Source organism: Alkalicoccobacillus gibsonii (genome assembly GCF_016798245.1).
GTDB lineage: Bacteria > Bacillota > Bacilli > Bacillales > Bacillaceae_D > Alkalicoccobacillus > Alkalicoccobacillus gibsonii.
Map to the genome: position 1 here is coordinate 828,228 of NZ_JAEUZA010000001.1, position 19,831 is coordinate 848,058.

A 19,831-nucleotide genomic window follows, 5' to 3' on the forward strand; every position below is an offset into this window, starting at 1 on the left:
TACGGTACGTGAAATTAAAAAACTTATTCATGCTCAATTGGAACAACAATTGTTTCCTTAAACTCATTAAAATGCTCTGTATTCATATCTTCCCAAACGAGTAAGATTTCCAAGGCTGACTCTTCTTTTGATATTGGAAAATTCGAAAAGCTTGTTAAGACTTCATGACTTTTAAGCAATTCCTTTGTTTCTCTAAAAAAGCCTCCCTCTTTTCCCGAACCAGAAGCAGAGGGCTCACTTTGATACGTATGGAGAGTCATGACATTTGTTTTCTCTCTACTCTTATTCGTCGTGACAATATGAAAATTAGAGCACCCTTCATCACATTTCGCTTGCTGTTGATCCCGACTAAAGTCTGTTTTATACACTTCTACTACCCAATCTGGCGTTTCAACCTTTGAAACCAGCTCTTCCGCTTGTGCGAAATGAATAGGTGTTAGTAAGCTAATTAAGATACTTACAAAAAAGATGATCCGTTTCAACGTACATACCTCCCAGAGTTATTTACTGGTATGGTTTGCCAAAATAAAAGAAGTATGTATTAAAACAAATAAAAATAATTCATGGTCAGATGTTTCTAAACTAAATCATTCATCCATTCCTAATTGATGATTTTTTACATTCATCTTAAATGCCATTTTTGAAAAATAGAGAGCCTTTCCAAACTGTTCACGTTCCTCATAATAGGTAACAAGCTCAACAGCGATTTCTTCCGCATCGAAGTATAATTGATGCTGAATTAATTCTTCAAATCCTTCCTTCACACCATCTTCACCCACTCCAATGAAAACATCTTCATAGATAAGTGCTTTTGCATGATATTCATTATTATCTTGTAACCACTCTTCAATTTCGTTTAATAGAGCTTTAGCAGGTTCAATTTCTCCTAGTCGAAGTTGAATAAAAGCGAGATCCGCTTTTGTCTTATTCCCTACCTTTGTTAGTACATGCTCTTTAATGTCGAGAGCTTGAATAAAGAAAGATTTTGCTTCTGTGTACTTGTGTTGTCTCAATCGATTTAATCCCAAACTACGTAAGATTAGTGCTTTTACTTTTGGAAATGCCTCCGCCTCATATAACGACTTAAAATAACGAGCCTCCGCTTTATGATACATCCCAATCTCTGAATCGATTGCTGCTAGTAATAACTGCGCATTCAAGACCTTGTTCTTATAAGTTGGATCTCTTTCAAACAGTTCAATGGCTTGTTCTAAATACGTAACTGCAAATGTATATTGATTGATTCGATAGTACCCATCTGCTATCCGAAGAAAAAATTCAGCTCGCTCAAATGGGTCACCAACAGAATCTAATAGTTTTTCAGCGCTCGTATACATACGCACCGCCGACGTATATCTGCCCTCATAGTACTCTTGCTGGCCACTGATAAAGTAATACATATAGTTTAAATATGGCTCTTCTGAAGATAATGGTAAATTCTTAGTTGTAGTTTCTTGTAATAGTAGGCTGTGACGCACGGCTAGTACTTCATAAAACGCAGTAACATGTTGATCAGCCTCCATACGATCAATCATATCTGTCACTTCATGTTTAAGTCTGATTGCTGCTTCAAAATCACTTTGAATCATGGCACTATACCAATCCAGACACCTAGATCCTACAATAACAGATGGTATTCCCTGAATCATCGTAGTAACTCCTTTTCATCTAGAGCCTAGTTCGCTGGCTCATCAAACATCATTTGATAGTCTATAAAGCATTTAACACATCTTAACACATGATTACCATTCACTTGAATCTTGAAGATAAAAAGCTGCAGTTTCTATGAAAGCATAAGTGGGAATTGTATTGATAATAAATTGGAATCTAACAATTGGAGGTCTCCATGATACATAAAAACTTTTTTATTGATGCTTTTATTACCTTCGCAATTATTTTAACGGTTTCAACCATACTTGTCTTACTTTTCAATGATGGTACCATCGCTGAAATCCTGTTAGATCGAGTCTTTTTCGCAGCAATCTTTGCTCTTGTTTGGACCATACTTTATTTTGCAATTGTAAGAACTAGGTAGTCTTATATTGAGACTATTACTTTCAAATTTGTCTACTCATAAATAAGAGCCATCCGTTTAGATGGCTAAATGATTATGTACGATGTTATTCCCTTTTTAGAATGGCTGAGTGCTCACCAAAGCTAAAGCCAAAGAAAATATATGGTTGTAAGATATGATCTAACATCCACCCCTCTTCTGCTTCTTTGTTTAAGATGTCAGCTACTTTTTGATGATCACGCTTACTGTTTATATAAGGAAGCCTGATTACTTTATATTCCATAATGATCCCCTCCACCCATATTATAACAGATATAAGCAAATCACTATGATACACGATCACTTTTAAGCTCTTCCACTAGTAACTAATTATTCTTACCAATTATCCTATGCTATCTTCATCATTATGCTTGTCAAACAATGAAAGAATGGCAAATATGATTCCAAAAATGAAGATACTGTATTGAATGATTTGATCACTAATTATTCTGCCGGTCCCTATAATCATTGATATCACGTAGAACACCAATAGTAGCAAAAGTATGATAATACATGTTAATCTTAGCGTCTTTAATATAAAATCAACTCCTTTTTATTCCATTTTAACATCTTATTAGGTGCGCTAAAACCCTGACTTTTCTTAAACCAATTTTATAAATACAAACATATATATTTTAATATAGCTTTCATTCACCCCCTCCCCCTTCCTCACATAGGCTATTGTACCGAATGGTAAGGAGGGGGATCGTTATGGTCGAGCTGACGCTTGCTCACTGGGTGTATCTTGCGGGTACGGTTTTAATCATTTTAACGATGTTATTCCGGCAAAATGTGTTGGTTCCTTCACTTTTTATGACCTTTTTAGTTGGAATCGTGTATACAGGGTCGTTTGTGGAAGGGTTACAAACAACGTTTAGTGCGAGTTTGGTTGCAGCTGCGGAATTGTTTAATATTTTCTTAATTATTACGGTGATGACAGCTCTTCTTCACGCGTTGCGGTCACTTCAAGCAGACATAAGGATGGTGCGACCGTTTGGATATGTGATGAAGTCCGGCCATTCGTCGTTTTGGGTGTTGGCTTTGATTACGTATGGTATTTCGTTATTCTTTTGGCCAACGCCTGCTGTACCTTATGTTGTGAAAGGTACAAAAACAGAAATCAAAACATGTATTTACGTATGCTTTGATATATAGTCCTTGAAGAACTTATTAATAATATCATCTGTCGTTAAGTCATAGTAAAATAAATGACCTTGGCGATTAAACTTCGCAATCTTTGTTAGATTTAATTTACATAAGCGGATGATACGCTTTTTTATTTTACTTTTAGCTTTTGAATCGATTGTATTTAGGAAATCTAATCTATTAAAGATCGTTTCATATCTTGCAATACAGGCAAATAAGTAGCTAAACGGGATGAGTAATATAGATAGAATAACCGAAATTAACACTTCGTATAGTATTAAAGATAAGTCAGCAAAATTATTTATTAGTTGAATTACGGAATAAATGAACAAGATTAACCCTGTCAATTTAAGCAAACATCCAGCTCCGTCTCCAGCTGTTTTATATTCATCCTTTTTATCATAACTATAAATAGCCACAATAAACGTTAATAATAAGATAATTACTACCAATACTAATTCAATAGCAATTGAAAAAGTATAAAAATTAATCATACATTCCAAAAACACTACTATTGAAATTGCTTTCAAGAAGGTTTTTCTAAAATAAGAATTATCTTCTGCATCTGATATGCTTTGAAATGTTACATAATATGGAACAGTTATTACCCAAACTAAAATTGTCTTAAGATTACTTTCATCTACTAATCCTATAAAGTAGATGAAAGCTATAATTATACTACTGTATAGAGTTGTAAATATTCCTGCTATAACAATTCTATTATGCATTAATTTACTAAAGAAATTTTTTAATGATGCTCTACCTTCTGAAGTAGAAATTAGTACAATAACAAAAAACAATAAAATAAGTACATAAGCCCATTCTCTCGTATTTAAAAAATTGAAAATTGTAATATCCTCCTTCTAAGGCATCTCAAAGTTAAAATACAAATTTACTAATAAAAGAATCTATTATGACTTTATCACATAATTAATAATTTTAAGCACAGCTCCAATAAAACACAAAAAAACTCGGCCAATTAAGACCGAGTCTAAATCTAGATTGTATTATCCTAGAAGTTGAAGAACTTGTTGTGGAGCTTGGTTTGCTTGAGCAAGCATAGACTGAGAAGCTTGAGAAAGAATGTTGTTCTTAGTGAACTCCATGATTTCTTTAGCCATGTCAACGTCGCGTACACGAGACTCAGCAGCTTGAAGGTTCTCAGAAGAGTTATCAAGGTTAGAGATAGTGTGCTCTAGACGGTTTTGGTTTGCACCAAGTTTAGAACGCTCAGCAGAAACTGTGTCAATTGCTGCTTGTATTGTAGTGATGGCTTCAGAAGCAGATTCATGAGTAGAAACATTCAGTGCATTTTCTGTTTGTGCATTGTTAGTACCATTAGTTACTTTTAGACTATCATTTAAAGTACCAGTAGTAGTGAGATTTAAAGCTTTTGCTCTCATATCATTGACATCTAGAGTGATACTTTGACCTTCGTTAGCTCCGATTTGGAAAGTAGATGTAAAGTTACTAACTTTGATGTCAAAATTATTACCAGAAGGTGTAGCTTCAGTTAGAGTAATAACACCGTCAGCAGCAGAAGCTGTTGTAGCAGCACCATTGATCAGAGCTGCAATGTTAGTAGCGGTCTCTGCTGAATTAGCACCTATTACAAATTGATTAGCCCCAGCAGTTTCACCAGCAGCTACTGCTGTATAAGTAGTATTGTTTACTTGAATTGTTTCTCCACTTTTTAGATTACCTGATAATGAGATAGTTGCTTGGCCAGCTGTCGCAGTTACGCCCTCAACTGAAGCAGTTGTTTGAGCAGAAGTCACATCTTCATTTGTAGAAGCAACAGTGACAGGATTACCAGTTGCTGCATTCTCTGTTAGAGTAATTGTAGCATTTGCACCGGCAGCTACTAATCCAGAAGCTGCAGTGTTACCATTAATTGCAGTACGAAGTGCTGTAGCTGTAGCATCAGCATCTGCACCAATTACAAATTCATTGGTACCACCACCTGCAGCAGCTACTGCAGTGTAAGTAACATCATTAATAGTTATTGTTTCACCGTCAGCAAAATCTGCTCCAATTGTAACTGTTGATACACCCGGAACTGCTGTAACTTCTTGAGTAGATTGAACTGTTTGTGAAACTGAGGCTTTACCTTGCAACAATTTCTGAGTATTGAACTCAGTAGTATTACCAATACGGTTAATCTCTGAAGTTAGAGAGTTGATCTCTTTTTGAATTTCATTACGATCAGAATCAGTGTTAGTATCGTTAGATGCTTGTGTAGCAAGTTCACGCATACGTTGAAGGATAGAATGAGTTTCACCTAGTGCTCCCTCAGCTGTTTGAATCATAGAGATTCCATCTTGTGCGTTACGAGAAGCTTGATCCAAGCCACGTACTTGAGCACGCATTTTTTCAGAGATTGCAAGACCAGCAGCGTCATCCCCTGCACGGTTGATGCGAAGACCTGAAGATAGTTTTTCTTGAGCTTTTGCTCCAGCAGCTTGGTTTGAACCAAGTTGACGGTGAGCGTTCATTGCAGATAAATTGTGATTAATAATCATTTAAGATTACCTCCATGTTTTGTTTTTAGGGTCACATCCGTATGCCCCTTAATTTATATACAAAACTTCCTAAGAAGTGATGTAACACTCTTACTTGATGTGCTTGCGATGTTCTTCTGCAAGAGCTTGAAGTGCTTCTCCGTGATCGGTTCTTTCTTCATAAATCTCTTCCCTAAGAATATCCACACCAATTGGCGCATCAATCTTTAACCTGACAAGGCCGTCTTCTGTTTTAAGAACCTGGACCTTTATTATGTCAGCGATAATAATCGATTGACCGTCTTTTCTTCCTAATGTTAATGCCATTTTTAATCCTCCCTGATCTCCATAATTAATCATCTTCCATGATGTTCTACTTTTTATATCGGAACTTTAATCATGATGTTTAGCTTTTTTTGCAAAAAAAAAAAGAGTTTCATGCTAAACTCTTTTTTACTCCTTACTATGAACTTTTCTTTTTACATTAAGTAAGGCATTCTTCAGAAAAGCTATGAATACTAGACTAAAAAAAATTAGTGCACATGTAGATGCAAATGGCCCTAAATCTGTATGTAAGAAATCATTATAACTTTCATTGCTTCTCCATAACATCATTGAAACACCAGCCAATGCCATAATAAACAGAAAGAAATTAGTATAAATTAATAACGGATACTTCTCAGCTGGTGAACAACTACATACAATGTCCTCAGTATTATTTTCTTTAGATATTTCTTTTCTTTTAAATAGACGTTGATTGTTACAGTTACAACTGGATAAATTAAAACCAATTAATCTACTTAATGAGTGCATCAAGAAGAATAAAATAAAAATAATGGACGCAGCACCTATAGATGAAACAAATAATATTTTTCCCATTGGAAGATTCTCAGCATTATTAAAAAGACTAGTGAATCCTTGTATCCCTCCAAAAGTACCAATTAGTACTGCAGAGAAAATACCAAGAATACCAATAAATTGAGTTACTATCCCATTATATTTAGATTTTAAATCCTCGATTTCATTCTTATATTCCTTTATTTTAATTTCAAAACTTTGGTATTCTTTTTTAGATGTTAATAGTTGTTCATTCACTTCAAACACTTGATTCTCTAATTCATCTGTAATGTGTGTACGCTGTAATACTGATAATGTTATATGTTCAATTAACTTAAAAACTTTTTCATCCAATTCCTTGCCTAATTCAAAGAAAAATTCATTCTCATAAGTTCTCCAATTATCCCCGTTCACACCTTCAATAATGCCTAAAAGTTCTGGTTTAGCCTCACGGTAGAGCACTCTTGTAATTTCAGCATAAGGCATTTTTTTTAAGGGTATGTCTTCCAGTGTTTTTAGAAGTAATTTAAACTCTTCATAGGCTACATTTTCAACATTTTCATCTTTAGAAGTTTCAGAAAATAAACCATCTAAAAAGCCTCCCTTATCCTCATTTGGAGGCTCATCAACTCTTAAAATTTCAGTGTCTACAGCTTTTAAGTAATTACGTAATCGCTCCGAAAAACTATCATAAGTATTCATTCAGTAAAGTCCGTAAAAATTTCATCTAGGGTATAAGGATCAACATGCCTGCCTTCTAAAATATCATCTTTAAAATCATCCCAAGCACTCATTTGATGAGAAAAACTAACTAATTTAAAAACATCACGGTCCAATAAATTAATTATTGCTGTATCCAGATGTTCGAATCTAGGATCTCTATTTGCTACTTGTGGAATTATAGGTTGACTTCCATATCCATTGTAAGTGAAGTATAGATCTTCTACCACAGGTCCATAACGCCATTTTGAGAAAGGTAAGTTATATATTTCTTGTGCAAGTTGATCTATTCCTCCTCTAAGTCTCAAGTGCAATCCAAGTGAGAAAAATAGAATTTTTTGCAATTGCAAATTTGTAATACTTCGCCCTGTTTCATTCGCAACAGCGAAAATGTGTCCAGCTAGCGCTTGCATGGTCATTAAAAACCGCCTCCCTTTATGACTTATTTTTATTTTATCATATTTTAGAACATACGGTCTCATTTCAAGAAATAATACTTTACATTTTATGAAAAAGTGAAGTATTACGATACATCTTATGATTATATTCTTGTCTTAGCTGTGTTAAATTAAGATTGAACGAGAACATACTTTCCCGCATTATGAATAATATTAAGTCAATTTGGGAGTGTTGATCATGCCTTCTTTTGAGGAGTTAGAGGAATACAAAACGTTTCTAAGGCGTGGAAATCTAACGTGGGAAGGTAGCCGAATGATGCTTCCAGAACATAAGCCTCGGATACTTGAAAGCAATGAGCGTGACAAGTGGATTGAAAAACATGAATTGGATCAGGATGAGCTGCAGGAGATTGGATATGTGGTAATGGATGCACTCAACCACACTCATTCTGTAGCAATTAACTACTGGCACGATTGGAATTATCACGAAATTTCGTGTTATATCTTAAATGTGAGCAGGGATCAGAAACAAATTAAGATTGAACTGTCGAATGGGGAGATTGATTATATTCAGGTAAATTTTCTTCGAAGTGTTGTGATCTTATGAGGGTAAGGAGCTTAAATACGTCTTGATGTTCTCCTTTTGAAATTGGAGAGAAATGAACTACCCTATTCCGAACTAATATAGAGTGCTTGAGCAATCTTCTAACGGTTGGTGTGTAAGCTGAGGGTGTTACTGGAGGACTTTTCTTGCGTTTATAGCGTAGTCAAATCCTTGAGGGTTTGGCGATCGATGAGGGTTTGATTGATGTGTAATAAGTCTACATAGGTTTTTAAGTTGTATGACATGTAGCATCTCCTATTAAATGATTCTTAGAAATTTGTAAGAATCCTTTTAAAGAGCTCTCTCCAGATAGGAGAGAGCTCTTTTTTTACAAGATGTCGGTAATCAATCTAAATGTATAGACCTCTCCAGACATGTATAGTTCATATTCATCAAATATAACAGTATTGCCTTTATTTAAAGTTATTTCATCTTGTTGTAACATCAATTTCAAAGCCATTGCTTCTGTTTCAACTTTATTTTCTCGGAGTAATTTATTTGCTGCATTACCTGTTACCACATATAGAAATTCTTCTTCTTCATCAATAAATGTTAATGAATAAGTATCATTCACATAAAGAGTAGTAATCAAATCTGTATGTATAGATTTATTTTTAATTTCAAATTTAATGTCTTTAGGAACCACTGCGCCTGGAAACTGTGTTTGTACATTTATATAATCCTCTAAGGACTTAATTCCGCTATATAACTCTCTTATTTTTAAAAAAGTTTGAACTTCTGAAATGATATATTCATAGTACTGGTCCTCATAATTTAGACCATTTTGATAATCTTTTATGTCGCTAATTTCAGATATTGAAGTAATAGGCTCGTCTCTTAATACGTTTTCACTAAAGTCTTTACTAATAGCACGCCAACTCTTCGAACTAACAATTTCAAGAAAGTGATCTTCTAATTTTAAAATATTTTCATATTCGTATCCATATTCATTAGTAATGGAGTAAAAATCAGATTCTTCGTACTCACTAACAAATTCCTCATCACCTAATTCAGGCTCTTTTTCACTAAAAAAAGAACTCTCATTAGTGTTTGCAGTTACACTTCCCCCATTTCCGCCAAATAAAATGTACCCCATAAAACCACCAATAATAAAAACACATAATACCAAAAGCAACTTTAAAGTTTTATTACTCATAATTTCACCTCAATATAAATTCTTATTTAATCTTTATCGGCCATTTATACTTCCTCCTTTACAATTTTAAACCAAATTTATATTTTGTTTCTAAAGATCCCACATTTATTGTCGATAAATTATAAGTGTAGATTTTTGAATAGTTATAGTAATGCAAAAAGGAGGGTATTTATTTGAGTAAATATGTAGTTAATGAAGGTAGCTCAATCTTAAATTTTTTTCATGTTGTATATTTTATTCAGAATTTATTTTTTAGCCTAATAGCTGTAGCTTTAATCCCTACTATTATTTTTCATTTTTTAGGTATTAGTACATCTATTCTTACTGAGACTACGTGGACCTTATTTGGATCTTTAATTTATTTTATAATTTCTTTGTTCCTTATCTATTATTTATCTATGAGGTTTTTATGGTTTTTAATAGTGCGGGTTATTTTATTCTCTTTTGTTTGGGGCGCAATATTTTATAACATGAATGATGGGCATTATGGTCATGGAGCAATAGCTTTTTTTATCAGTTTGTTTTTCAATATGCTCTTTATTATGTTTCCTTACATTAGCGATACAACCATTGAGAAAGTTAGTTAAGGGTAAGTAGATTTCTTTCTATTTAATAAAATAGTAACTTTTACCCTTTCAAGAGTTCTATTCACACATATTTAATAAAAATTATAATAGGAGGCAAATATGGAGTTAATTATTTTATTAATTATCATAATTATTGGCGGAGTTATTTTATATTTTGTTGATAAGTATATGATGAAGAAAAAGCGAGAGGAAGAATCTAAACAACTAATAGAGGAAATAAATCAGGAAATCGAAGTATCTGATTGGAAGAGGCCAACTGGATTTATTGTTATGCTTTTAGGTATAGGCGTTGTGGTCTATTCAATGATTCAAGCTAATAATATGCATGATGCCGTTTATTTTGCAGAGAAAGAACTTGGATTAGGAAGTAGCATAGCACAAATGGAGCAACTGGCCATTTGTGGCGGAGTGTTATTTGTTGTTGGTTTAGTTCTTTTTATGGCTTCATTCGTTTTCACCAAGACTATACCTGCGATTTCGAATGTTAAATTTAATCATACGATTCATCAAAATGTTTGCAGTGAGTGTAATTACGCAACTAGAGAAGAAGTTAAATTCTGCCCTAACTGTGGTAAAGAAAATACATAAAAGAGCCTATCTCCAAAGGGTTAGGCTCCGCTACTTAAAAAATCCCGCCAACAGTATAACACTACCTGTATAAAGTATAGCACAGGCTCTCCGATTGGAGAGTCTTTATTATTTTATGAAAGAAAGTAATTTAGCTCTTGTTGCAGGGCCGTACACACCATCAGCTGCTAACCCATTAACCTCCTGGAATCGTCGCACAGCGTCAGCCGTTTTAGGACCGTAGACTCCATCAATCCCATTGTTCTTTGCACCTTTATCAGGGTAGAAGTACGCACTCGCTAAAGCTTCTTGTACAGCTCGCACATTGGCACCATGAGGGAAAGGTCTAACAGCACGTAAAATCACATTAGGAAGGCTGATCTTTGAAACTGCTGTTCCGGATCCCTTCGTCACAGTGCCTTTTTTGTTGTCAGGTGCATATGTCACATGATTACTGTTGGCTGTTATGAATAAGCCACTGAGTAATTCAAGCATCTTAGAACCGCTTACTGTATGTTCTGCTACAACTGTGAACACCTCTCCTGCCTTCACTTTTTGATAACGCGCACTCCAGTCCTTATTATCATACACCCATAATTCAGAAGCTTTCACACGAACGGTTCCGCTACCCACATGTGACTCTTCCCCACCTGCTGTAACCGGCTTAACTTGAGGTGCAGTTGGAGCACTTTTGGTATTAGAAATAAGAGCAATATAGCTTCCCCATTCTTTCAACAAGTTAGCAGGGCAGTTCTTACCTGTCCAGAACTGGTGCGACACAACACGTGTGATCGGAATGTTATGCTTAGCCATAAGATGGCGCACTAACCACGCAGCGTTCGCTTTTGCCTTATTAAAGTCACCATCACTATTTACACACAGTTCAATTCCGATTGATTGACGATTCCCAGTAGCTCCAGCGTGCCATCCCATCTCGTTATCGGGTAGATGTTGAATAATTTCCTTGTGGTCAACCGTATAATGCCAAGACACAGATCTATCGATGGCATTTTGTCCTTTGACGTATCTAGCATGAGTAGCCGCACCTGCGCCTTTGCTTGTATTTGCTGTCTCATGCTCAGTGATGTAAGTAGGCGTAATCTTTGTACCAGGACGGTTTCGGTTGCTCTTTGGAATAAAATCTTGTTTGATGTTCATTTCTCTTCACTCTCCTCTGATTTTGTTTGTTCCTCTGGTCCATGTTGATTAAAGCCACGAAGCTTTTCCATAATGACTGGTGGTACTTTCAATCCAATGTGTGCTGAATTCTCAACAATTGATAAGATCTCATTGGCCATATAAAAAAGCACAGTCGCTGTGGCGACCATTCCGTTTAAATCGAGTATTGTATCTACGATGTTTGCCACAATGATTATTGCAAAGATAGCAATTTTCCTTGCATAGCCGAACAGTGCTGAGCGACTACGTAAATCCTTGTTCTTAATTGCTTTGAAAACACCGGTTACGATGTCAACTAACATCAGTACAAGTAAAAGATCTAAATAACTCACATTACCGAATAGATATAATTTTACAACCTCTAGACTTTCTAAATTAAAGAACACAGAAATTTGCTCCATTGCTACACCCTTTTCATTTAAATTAAAAACCCTCCAAACGGAGGGCTCATTGATTTGTGGCTTTTTTATATAATCTGAATAACTCTACTTCATTAAACGAGTAAATAATGCGGCCCTTGGTGGATATACACGGCTTCTTAGGATCAGTATCCTTGAGTTCAATGATGTTATTGAACATAAGCCTTACTAGCGTTTGATTTAGAAAGACTTGCTCACGATCCGTGAGTTGACTATACATCTCATCAGTATTTTTAACCTTAGAGATTGTCAGAGATTCATAAATAAAAACGTGTGCTGCTTCATATGAAAAGAAATTTGTTATTAACATTGAATCCCTCCTTTTTTGTCAATAATTATTCATTCGACAAAAAGAAAAGATTTCATTCATAATTTTTAATTTTCCTTGTCAGAATTACTGTCAGTGTCTGCATCGACTGGTTCTTGTACCTGTACTGGGTCGGGCTGCGGTGAATTCAGTTCATCCTCACGCCCTAACATTGCAGCAACCTGAGTTCGGCAATGATCCGGTACATCTAACAATTGCATGCGTCCAAGAGTTACCATTGTGCTGTAAAAACTATTCATTCATTTCTCCTCCAATTTGAGCCTCTAAATCGGCTATTTTTTCTTCAAGATTTTTAATAAGCTGACGGTCCTCTTCTGCTTGAATCATCATGAACGAAAGAGCCTCTCCCACGGCATTGCTGTCGACCATGACACTTGCAAGTGCAGCACCTAATTCCTCAGAATCAAATAAGACAGCTGCAAGAGCTAGCCCAACATGTTCTGCATCAATTAAAAAAGGAAGGCGATCGCCCTCCTCCGTTTCTGTGCTTAATCCCTTTTGGTTGAGTAACTCAATGATGACTCCTAAGTCTAAAGATGGTTGATTGCTCATATTACACTCCTTTCAACTGGCGCAAAGCTTTTACAACCTCGGCCAACATAAGTTCATGAACGGTTACCTGCTCTTTTGTATCCGTATTGCGCTCAACTTCTTTTTCAAAGGCTGATTTGAAGCTGGATTGATAGATCACACTCGCTCTCGTAATAGCTGTAGAAAGCGTATGCTTATCTAATGGCACATAGGTAACAGTATATTCAGCATCAGGATCGTAGTTTTTCCCAAAAGATACTCTTTGCAATCCGTGAGCGTCACCTGAAATAATGTTCGCGTTTAAATCAATAACTCCATCTTTATAAACAGCCAAGATTTTTTCTGTTTTGTATTTTAATTGACCTCCAATGGTAGCACTGGCGTGATTTATCTTATAGTTACCATCATTTTGATCTAAGACAGGAACTGTTTTCTCTCTAACAATCAACCCTTCTCCCAAATTAACTAAGTTTGCACCACTGTGTAAGCCTATTTCACCTTCCTCTGAAATATCTCGAAGAATAGGCCTATTAAGTTCATAGGTAAGAATCAAAGGATTTGCTTTAAAGAAAGCTCTGACTTCACTGTTTGAAGGGATTTTGTCATCATCCCAACCAGTTATTGAATTTGCGATGGTAACTGATGTTGATCCAAAAGAATCACCATGAACTAATATTGTATTAATAGTCCAATCATTACCTGAAACGGGTTTCTCGGTGAAATAAATTCCTGTGCTAGGCTGGAACGCAAAGGCTCTTCCTCTAGGTTTAATGGCACTACCCATTTCAAATTTCAAACGCTTAAAACCAATATAGCTTTCTTGAAAATAACTTATAGCCTCAGTCTCTGAGCCATTAACAATATAATCTTTTCTCATAAACTCTTGTAAGAAATAATTTCCCTCAACCTTATAAATTCGATCTCTTACACTCCCGTCTAAAGATGAACCTAAGAGAGTTTCAGGAAAGTAGATCTGATCATTATTAAGGGGTTCGAAAGGAATTCGCTCTGAACCTAAAGTTAAACTGAAATTTTTAAACAAGTACGTTCCGGGGGTAGATAAACTTGATAATCTTATTTCTAAATACTTGGTACCCGGAAGGGTTTTAAAGACTCCCCTGCTTGCTCCAGTACTTACATAAGCACTGTCGTCATTAGAAATTTCACTTTTATTAAACGCGATTACACCATTGTTATTTCCATCTGTCTCGACTTCGCATTGCAAAAAGTATGTTTGATTAGGTAAAACTGGCACATGAAACCTTGCAAATTGATCTGAACCATTTGCGACAAACTTTAATTCATAAGGCTTTAGAGTAACTACATCACTACTCGCTAAGCGTGAAGTAAAGTTATCAGGAAAAGCAGGAAGCAGATTCTTACCTTTCTTCATTAAGAAAGGATTTCTCACATGCTTTACACCTTCAATATAAGGAAATTTTTCTGCTAACTGTGCTTCAGAAAGTGTAATCGCCTCTTGGTACTCCTGATTAGTTAATTCATACACTCTAAGTTTCTTAAAGAAAGACGTTTCTCCATCGGCCACGTATGCATTTCCGTTCTCTAATTCTTTATTTAACTGCAGCCTGATTTGTACTTCGGATGTATCAGCAGGAGTGAAAGATCTAGCTACTCCTTTCTTATCATTCTTTAAATGATTCGATTCAACAAAGGTGCGATCTTCTTTATAATTGACGGTTCTCAATTGAGCTCTACCCACTATAGCTTCATATTCGACTATAATTAGATGCCTTTTTGATTTATCAATACTCACTTTCAAGGTCACATAATGTTCTAACGAAGCACTAGCTTCTGCTGTTAACTTAACCCCGCCATTTTCGAAACTACGTCTAACGTTCACAATTGGATCAAAATAAGTATTTGAAGAAAGGGAACCTTTAACCCCTAATAAATTCACTCGTGACTGTCCTTCTATTACTAAGTTCACAGGACTTGGTTGCACACTTTCAACGACATTTATTCCCTTCTGCAAAAGAGCCGTAATCGCATCCTGCAGACGAAGTTGCTCGGCAATCTTTTCATCTCGTTCTTTTAATTCGTTTTGACGTTTATTTAAATCATCTGCATGACCTGGTGTCTCAATCGTGTAAGGTGTAACCTCAGGTAGTTTCACAGCTTTTCATCTCCTTTCTTAGTACATATCATCGATTTCAAAACCAAATTCCATGTCACCGTCTTTACGTTTGCTGTACATGGTACGAATCGCTGTCAGCTTTCCAGCCTCATCTACTAAAGCCATTTCGTTAATGTTCCGACCAACAAGCTCTGATTCCGACAATGTAATCTCATATCTCATTGTGGCAGGAGCGATGAAAGTGGACTTTTCGATTGGTTTCCGGATCAATTGATTTTTTAAAGATTGCTCATTCCCCGTTGGAACGATAGGATTACCAGCTGAGTCTGTTCCTCCCTCGCCTAAAGCAATATGTGTATTTTTGGTAATTCTTGATCCCGACGCGCGTGCTTTAGCCATCTGTTCCCGAGCATAGATAGTGGTTTTTGTCGTTCTGTTTTCCATTAAGTTTGCAGGTATACTCACAACTTATCTCTCCTTTAGAGTGCAATTTTTTCAGATGTAGCATTTAAAAACTTTGTACCATCAAGTTTTACCGAGCCGTCCAACGTCCACCAATTCTTACGGACAGTAAGTACCCCTTTACTATTAGTGGGCACTCGTACCACGCTTTTAAAGGTCACCTTTTGTCTAAATAGAAGCGGGTGCAACTTATTGAATCCGTTTAGATACCAATTACCATCAAGCTTATCTACACCGTTGAGATAAATAGGTAAGACACCAAAGAAATCTAGCCGTGTATGAAAAATCTGCTTTTGTTTTTGATCTTTGTTTTCAAGTGAATCAACCTTTGCTCTAACGGCTGCAGAGCTTTTCGTTTGTTGTTTTTCAGGAACCTTAAATCTCGTTTTTAATTTATTAGCAAACACCTGGCGCGGATATTTATCGGTTGTACCATTGAGGTACCAGCTGCCATCTAAATAGTGACGGCCATTTAAAGACACCGGCACAAAACCAAAAAAACCAACAGCAACTCGAATGATCATCTTGCGCCATTGGATGTCTTTATTCTCAAATGATTGAACCTGGGAACGAACCTTCTGCTTAACTCTTGATTGCATCAATTGTTCACTAATCATCTTCATTAACATTTTGTGGCCAAACAACTGCCTTCTGTACCGGTTGTCGTAGCCGTCAAGTGAGAAGGTACCATCCAAATTGTAGACACCATCTAAATAGACCGGCAACATATCAAAGAAACCTACTCGAGTACGAAAGCGATTTTTCTTACCATAGTCTTTAGATTCAAACGAATCGGTGATCGCGCGAAAGATCATCTTTTCATGATTCGATAATTCAGCTTTAATCTTGCTTCTAAACTTAATAAGAAACTGATAATAATTATGAATTTCTTTCTCTGAGAATCCATTTAAGCGCCATGAACCATCTAATTTATGACTACCGTCTAAATAACCGCGTGATACCTTATCCCAATAAGGCTGAACCGCCTTAATTTTTAATTTCTGTTTGTACTGAATTAAGTTATCTGTATGCTCTTTAAACAGGGCTCTAAACGTGTATGCTAAATGCGCTGGCTTCATGCGCTCTAGTTGTTGAATGATTTGTGTCCCGTACTGCAGGTCATATCCATTTATGTTCACAATGAAATGAGGTCGTCCAGGTGTGCTCCTAACAGTTGTTGACGGGTTCATCAAATACCGGTCAATCGTCCGCTCCAACGTTTTGTAAGTTGTAGAAGGGAAGTTACTAATCTGTGAAATAATTCGATTACGACGTACATAGATATCGTCTGAACTATCTCGATCGGTTGAAAGAAGGTCTTCCCATCGATCCAACCCCCATGTAGCAGTGGGAATGAATAGTTGATCGGTTATATCAAAAAGGAGATCGTTAAGTTGCTGAAACTCTTCTGCTTCAGTACCAAAGATCTCCTTCATCTCAATTAAACGATTCAACATAGGTGGTAAATAGGCTTCCATTTCCTCACGCTTACTCATACAGGTTCACCTCTGCTAGCCTCGGAATCTCAATTTCGTCAAGCTCAAGGTTTCCGCTTTGGCCATCGATCAGAACCTCAGCATAGTCAAAAACAGAAGGCGATCGCTGAAGGATTTGGTTGATCTGACTCACACGAATGAATGGGTCCTCAAACGCCAATGTCCTGAACAGTGCTTGAACACCTTCCCGAACTTCTCTCTCACAGTCCTCAAGCGTTCTACCGGATGAAAGAACGATCTTTGCACTGATGGCTATGTCTTTCCATTCTGCGCTAACCACAGTAGCTCTGGCTCCAATTGGTGCCTCACCCTCGCCATGACCCTCTTCCGGATCAATGAACGATTGAACATCACTAATTAACCTGGTAGTCGCAGGCTCAATGTTTGCATCAGTTATAACGATCCTTACCGTACCCTCACCTAAAGCCAGAGGGAAAATCTTTGCTTTCCCTACTCCCTCGACGGATTCGGCCCACTGTTTATAATGTGCAGCGTTTCCCGAAACAGCTTCTCTCCTCACACGGACTTGATATCGTGCAAAAAGAGCTTGATCAGACTCCTCCTCCGCACCTGGTACGAGTAAACTGACTAATTGTGCTGTCTCTAGACCTGGTATTGATTCGACAGGTTGGAGAGGAAGATCTTTCATACTTGAAACGTTCCCCGCTTCACCAGCTGTTTCAGCTCTTAATTGTGAATCCCCAAGCGATTGAAAATATATAGAATGTGATTCAAGAAAGAACCGCATGCCTGCAGGTACAGATACATTAAAACACGCATCCCAAACAGCTCTAGTCGCAGGCACTCGCTCGATTCCAGCTTCAACTACACGCTTATCCAAAAACTCGCCAGTTGCTGTATCAGCGAAAACGAGATCAAATGAAGCCTCTAACCATGCGTAAGACTGAGTTACCTCTGCTGCCGCCGGTGCAAGTGCATTCCAAATGATACTGCCCTCTCGTTTATCAATATCATTTGGTACCCTATCCAACATACGCTCCATGATGGATTCAAACGTGTAGCTTTGAAGCAAATCAATGACTTCTTGATACCTTTTATTCGCTAAGGTTTCCCGCATCGCCTACCACCTCCTGAACGTCAAATAAGCCCTCTTCACTTTCAACGGTAAAGGACACAAAGAAGGAATCTCCACTTTTTTCAACTTCCATATTCGATATAGCCTCTATACGTTCATCATAAAGAAGGGCTTCCTCAATCACTCGAGGGATCTCCATTTCTTTATAAGCGTCAGAAGCCTCCTCATCGGCGCACACGGCTTTTAATTCACTGCCAATATCATGGCTATAGATCGCGTAAGCAAATCGCTCAGTGCGTAGAGAGAGAATGACAAATTGCTTAATTGCATCAATGCCATCGATTAAACGAGTGGAGATTCTTCCAGTGTCGAAATCGATTGCGTAAGTGGCTGATGTTTCAATCTCTTCCGACTCTACATCTTCCACAAAATTTAAACCTGGTGTGATCGTCATCCGAACCTCCTAAATGGCATCCAGTACATAAAACGACTGACCACCTTGTAATTTAATTGTCATGACTTTATCGCCTACACTTAATGCATAGTCACCGTGTCTGAGTCTTCGTGGTACGGTCACAAGATCACCTGGTATCACGAGCTTAGAATTAGACTGCAGTCTAATTGAAATTGGATTAATTGCAACAATTGTTGCAACGGTAAGCTCCGTTAATTCTGCTGAGGCACCAGTTAATTTAATTAGCTGAAGTAATTCTGATTCAAAGCTCACTAACTCACCTCCGGTATACGATTGTGCTCCACAAGATCAAGAGTCATCGTGTGTTTGTTGCCATGGAATGAATGTGAGTCTGAATCAACCCAATGCGTCTTATTTAAACCAATCTCATCTATCTTTACACTGACCGGCAAACCGCTTGTTACATCAGGTATGCCGACAGCAATCAGACCTTGTAGCTTCTTTTTAACGCCTTTCAATTCTTTCTGTTTGTTATCAGCTCGCCGTTGTAGCTGAGCCTTATTCATTTCCTCTGTGACATTTTCGGTATACTGTAGCACACCAAATTTAGAAGCACCGGAATTGTCTCGAGCAGTCACAGTGGTTGTTTTCCCATCAACCTCATGTGTCATTTTTACTCGAGTCGCCGATTCCTCAATACTGGTACTGTATTCCCAGCTGATGATATTTCCTGTCTTTCCGGTCTCTAAGACCCATATGTCAGACGGATCTGGCCAAGCCTGCAGACCTAACTTCCCCTCAGACGAATACAATTGATAATTACGGCCATTCTGCTCCCTCGTTTGCTTGAGAGCTTTTAGAATGATGTCATACAAGCTAGTTTGTTGCGTGATGAGCAGAGATTTAATAACATGGCCCGTATTAATAATTGAAGTCATAGGGATATCAAAGTCATTGCAAATGCGTCGAACGATTTGATCTGCACGTTGATTCGTAAAAACATAGACATCTTGGTTCCGCACAATGTAAGTAAGCATATCAAGCGCTTCAAAAAAAAGAGTGTTAGAGCGTGGAATACGACTAAACACCACGCCCCTAAATAACTCCTTACCTTTCCATTTCAAGAGAATGGTGTCGCCCTCTTCAACGCTAAAATATTTTTCACTCCCCTGCTTCGTTACGATTGTTGCTTGAACCTTTCGTGGCGCTTGAAACCTCTTACCTTCCCACTTCACTTCACCTTCAACAACAAGCTCAAGACGCTCGGTTGACTTCACATTCCAAATTTCAATACTCATATG

Annotated in this window: 26 protein-coding genes; 5 read left to right on the plus strand and 21 right to left on the minus strand. The window is 37.0% G+C overall.

All coding sequences use genetic code 11. The features are described from left to right. Positions 1 to 23 precede the first annotated feature (23 nt). Positions 24 to 482: a hypothetical protein gene (locus JNO66_RS04470; RefSeq protein ID WP_203086990.1), complete on the minus strand. Its 459-nt coding sequence runs from the start codon at positions 480 to 482 to the stop codon at positions 24 to 26. 105 nt (positions 483 to 587) lie between these two features. Further along, positions 588 to 1,649, minus strand: a complete 1,062-nt coding sequence (locus JNO66_RS04475) for a response regulator aspartate phosphatase (RefSeq protein WP_203086991.1) — start codon at positions 1,647 to 1,649, stop codon at positions 588 to 590. A 197-nt stretch (positions 1,650 to 1,846) separates the two neighbouring features. Between JNO66_RS04475 and JNO66_RS04480 the strand changes: the two genes are divergently transcribed. Next, positions 1,847 to 2,035, plus strand: a complete 189-nt coding sequence (locus JNO66_RS04480) for a hypothetical protein (protein WP_203086992.1) — start codon at positions 1,847 to 1,849, stop codon at positions 2,033 to 2,035. Positions 2,036 to 2,120: 85 nt separating this feature from the next. Here the strand turns inward: JNO66_RS04480 and JNO66_RS04485 are convergent, their stop codons facing one another. Continuing rightward, positions 2,121 to 2,297, minus strand: coding sequence for a DUF4177 domain-containing protein (locus tag JNO66_RS04485; protein ID WP_203086993.1), 177 nt, complete (start codon positions 2,295 to 2,297; stop codon positions 2,121 to 2,123). Between the two features lie 467 nt (positions 2,298 to 2,764). Between JNO66_RS04485 and JNO66_RS04490 the strand changes: the two genes are divergently transcribed. Continuing rightward, positions 2,765 to 3,208, plus strand: a complete 444-nt coding sequence (locus JNO66_RS04490) for a hypothetical protein (RefSeq protein WP_203086994.1) — start codon at positions 2,765 to 2,767, stop codon at positions 3,206 to 3,208. Here JNO66_RS04490 and JNO66_RS04495 read toward each other — a convergent pair. From JNO66_RS04495 to JNO66_RS04515, 5 genes are all read right to left on the minus strand, one after another. Further along, the gene (locus JNO66_RS04495; RefSeq protein WP_203086995.1) at positions 3,187 to 3,999 is read right to left on the minus strand and encodes a hypothetical protein; all 813 of its coding nucleotides are present in this window, start codon (positions 3,997 to 3,999) and stop codon (positions 3,187 to 3,189) included. The genes JNO66_RS04490 and JNO66_RS04495 overlap by 22 nt on opposite strands. A 207-nt stretch (positions 4,000 to 4,206) precedes the next feature. After that, a complete protein-coding gene (locus JNO66_RS04500) occupies positions 4,207 to 5,721 on the minus strand; it encodes a flagellin N-terminal helical domain-containing protein (RefSeq protein ID WP_203086996.1) in 1,515 nt (504 codons plus the stop codon). Between the two features lie 90 nt (positions 5,722 to 5,811). Further along, positions 5,812 to 6,027, minus strand: a complete 216-nt coding sequence (locus JNO66_RS04505; protein WP_203086997.1) for a carbon storage regulator — start codon at positions 6,025 to 6,027, stop codon at positions 5,812 to 5,814. Between the two features lie 126 nt (positions 6,028 to 6,153). Continuing rightward, on the minus strand, positions 6,154 to 7,239 hold the full coding sequence (locus JNO66_RS04510) for a hypothetical protein (RefSeq protein WP_203086998.1): 1,086 nt from the start codon (positions 7,237 to 7,239) through the stop codon (positions 6,154 to 6,156). After that, positions 7,236 to 7,676, minus strand: coding sequence for a Panacea domain-containing protein (locus JNO66_RS04515; protein WP_203086999.1), 441 nt, complete (start codon positions 7,674 to 7,676; stop codon positions 7,236 to 7,238). The genes JNO66_RS04510 and JNO66_RS04515 overlap by 4 nt, the downstream gene beginning before the upstream one ends. 217 nt (positions 7,677 to 7,893) lie before the next feature. Here JNO66_RS04515 and JNO66_RS04520 point away from each other — a divergent pair, with 217 nt between their 5' ends. Continuing rightward, complete coding sequence (locus tag JNO66_RS04520) at positions 7,894 to 8,262, plus strand: YolD-like family protein (protein ID WP_203087000.1); 369 nt, start codon at positions 7,894 to 7,896, stop codon at positions 8,260 to 8,262. 325 nt (positions 8,263 to 8,587) lie between these two features. Here the strand turns inward: JNO66_RS04520 and JNO66_RS04525 are convergent, their stop codons facing one another. Continuing rightward, a complete protein-coding gene (locus JNO66_RS04525; RefSeq protein ID WP_203087001.1) occupies positions 8,588 to 9,415 on the minus strand; it encodes a hypothetical protein in 828 nt (275 codons plus the stop codon). Positions 9,416 to 9,588: 173 nt separating this feature from the next. Between JNO66_RS04525 and JNO66_RS04530 the strand changes: the two genes are divergently transcribed. Beyond that, positions 9,589 to 10,002 carry a hypothetical protein gene (locus JNO66_RS04530; RefSeq protein ID WP_203087002.1) on the plus strand — a complete coding sequence of 138 codons (414 nt, stop codon included), beginning with the start codon at positions 9,589 to 9,591 and terminating at the stop codon, positions 10,000 to 10,002. Between the two features lie 99 nt (positions 10,003 to 10,101). Beyond that, on the plus strand, positions 10,102 to 10,590 hold the full coding sequence (locus JNO66_RS04535) for a zinc ribbon domain-containing protein (protein WP_203087003.1): 489 nt from the start codon (positions 10,102 to 10,104) through the stop codon (positions 10,588 to 10,590). A gap of 108 nt (positions 10,591 to 10,698) precedes the next feature. On the opposite strand, the gene JNO66_RS04540 is transcribed toward JNO66_RS04535, so the two are convergent. The 12 genes from JNO66_RS04540 to JNO66_RS04595 form a co-directional block, all read right to left on the minus strand. Next, the gene (locus JNO66_RS04540; protein ID WP_203087004.1) at positions 10,699 to 11,727 is read right to left on the minus strand and encodes a peptidoglycan recognition protein family protein; all 1,029 of its coding nucleotides are present in this window, start codon (positions 11,725 to 11,727) and stop codon (positions 10,699 to 10,701) included. Then, positions 11,724 to 12,149 carry a phage holin family protein gene (locus tag JNO66_RS04545; RefSeq protein WP_203087005.1) on the minus strand — a complete coding sequence of 142 codons (426 nt, stop codon included), beginning with the start codon at positions 12,147 to 12,149 and terminating at the stop codon, positions 11,724 to 11,726. Before JNO66_RS04545 ends, JNO66_RS04540 begins: the two co-directional genes overlap by 4 nt. Before the next feature lie 46 nt (positions 12,150 to 12,195). Next, positions 12,196 to 12,477: a hypothetical protein gene (locus JNO66_RS04550; protein ID WP_203087006.1), complete on the minus strand. Its 282-nt coding sequence runs from the start codon at positions 12,475 to 12,477 to the stop codon at positions 12,196 to 12,198. A gap of 65 nt (positions 12,478 to 12,542) precedes the next feature. Continuing rightward, positions 12,543 to 12,734 carry a hypothetical protein gene (locus JNO66_RS04555; RefSeq protein WP_203087007.1) on the minus strand — a complete coding sequence of 64 codons (192 nt, stop codon included), beginning with the start codon at positions 12,732 to 12,734 and terminating at the stop codon, positions 12,543 to 12,545. After that, complete coding sequence (locus JNO66_RS04560; protein WP_203087008.1) at positions 12,727 to 13,047, minus strand: hypothetical protein; 321 nt, start codon at positions 13,045 to 13,047, stop codon at positions 12,727 to 12,729. Before JNO66_RS04560 ends, JNO66_RS04555 begins: the two co-directional genes overlap by 8 nt. 1 nt (position 13,048) lies before the next feature. Further along, the gene (locus tag JNO66_RS04565; protein ID WP_203087009.1) at positions 13,049 to 15,160 is read right to left on the minus strand and encodes a hypothetical protein; all 2,112 of its coding nucleotides are present in this window, start codon (positions 15,158 to 15,160) and stop codon (positions 13,049 to 13,051) included. Positions 15,161 to 15,178: 18 nt separating this feature from the next. Beyond that, positions 15,179 to 15,565: a phage tail-collar fiber domain-containing protein gene (locus JNO66_RS04570; RefSeq protein ID WP_203087502.1), complete on the minus strand. Its 387-nt coding sequence runs from the start codon at positions 15,563 to 15,565 to the stop codon at positions 15,179 to 15,181. A 35-nt stretch (positions 15,566 to 15,600) separates the two neighbouring features. Next, positions 15,601 to 17,079, minus strand: coding sequence for a putative phage tail protein (locus JNO66_RS04575; protein WP_203087010.1), 1,479 nt, complete (start codon positions 17,077 to 17,079; stop codon positions 15,601 to 15,603). Further along, positions 17,072 to 18,112, minus strand: a complete 1,041-nt coding sequence (locus JNO66_RS04580) for a baseplate J/gp47 family protein (protein WP_203087503.1) — start codon at positions 18,110 to 18,112, stop codon at positions 17,072 to 17,074. The genes JNO66_RS04575 and JNO66_RS04580 overlap by 8 nt, the downstream gene beginning before the upstream one ends. A gap of 22 nt (positions 18,113 to 18,134) precedes the next feature. After that, positions 18,135 to 18,569 (minus strand): DUF2634 domain-containing protein, encoded by a 435-nt coding sequence (locus JNO66_RS04585; RefSeq protein WP_203087011.1) that lies wholly within the window; start codon positions 18,567 to 18,569, stop codon positions 18,135 to 18,137. Between the two features lie 9 nt (positions 18,570 to 18,578). Further along, a complete protein-coding gene (locus JNO66_RS04590; RefSeq protein ID WP_203087012.1) occupies positions 18,579 to 18,842 on the minus strand; it encodes a DUF2577 family protein in 264 nt (87 codons plus the stop codon). After that, positions 18,842 to 19,828, minus strand: a complete 987-nt coding sequence (locus tag JNO66_RS04595; protein ID WP_203087013.1) for an XkdQ/YqbQ family protein — start codon at positions 19,826 to 19,828, stop codon at positions 18,842 to 18,844. Before JNO66_RS04595 ends, JNO66_RS04590 begins: the two co-directional genes overlap by 1 nt. Positions 19,829 to 19,831 lie beyond the last annotated feature (3 nt).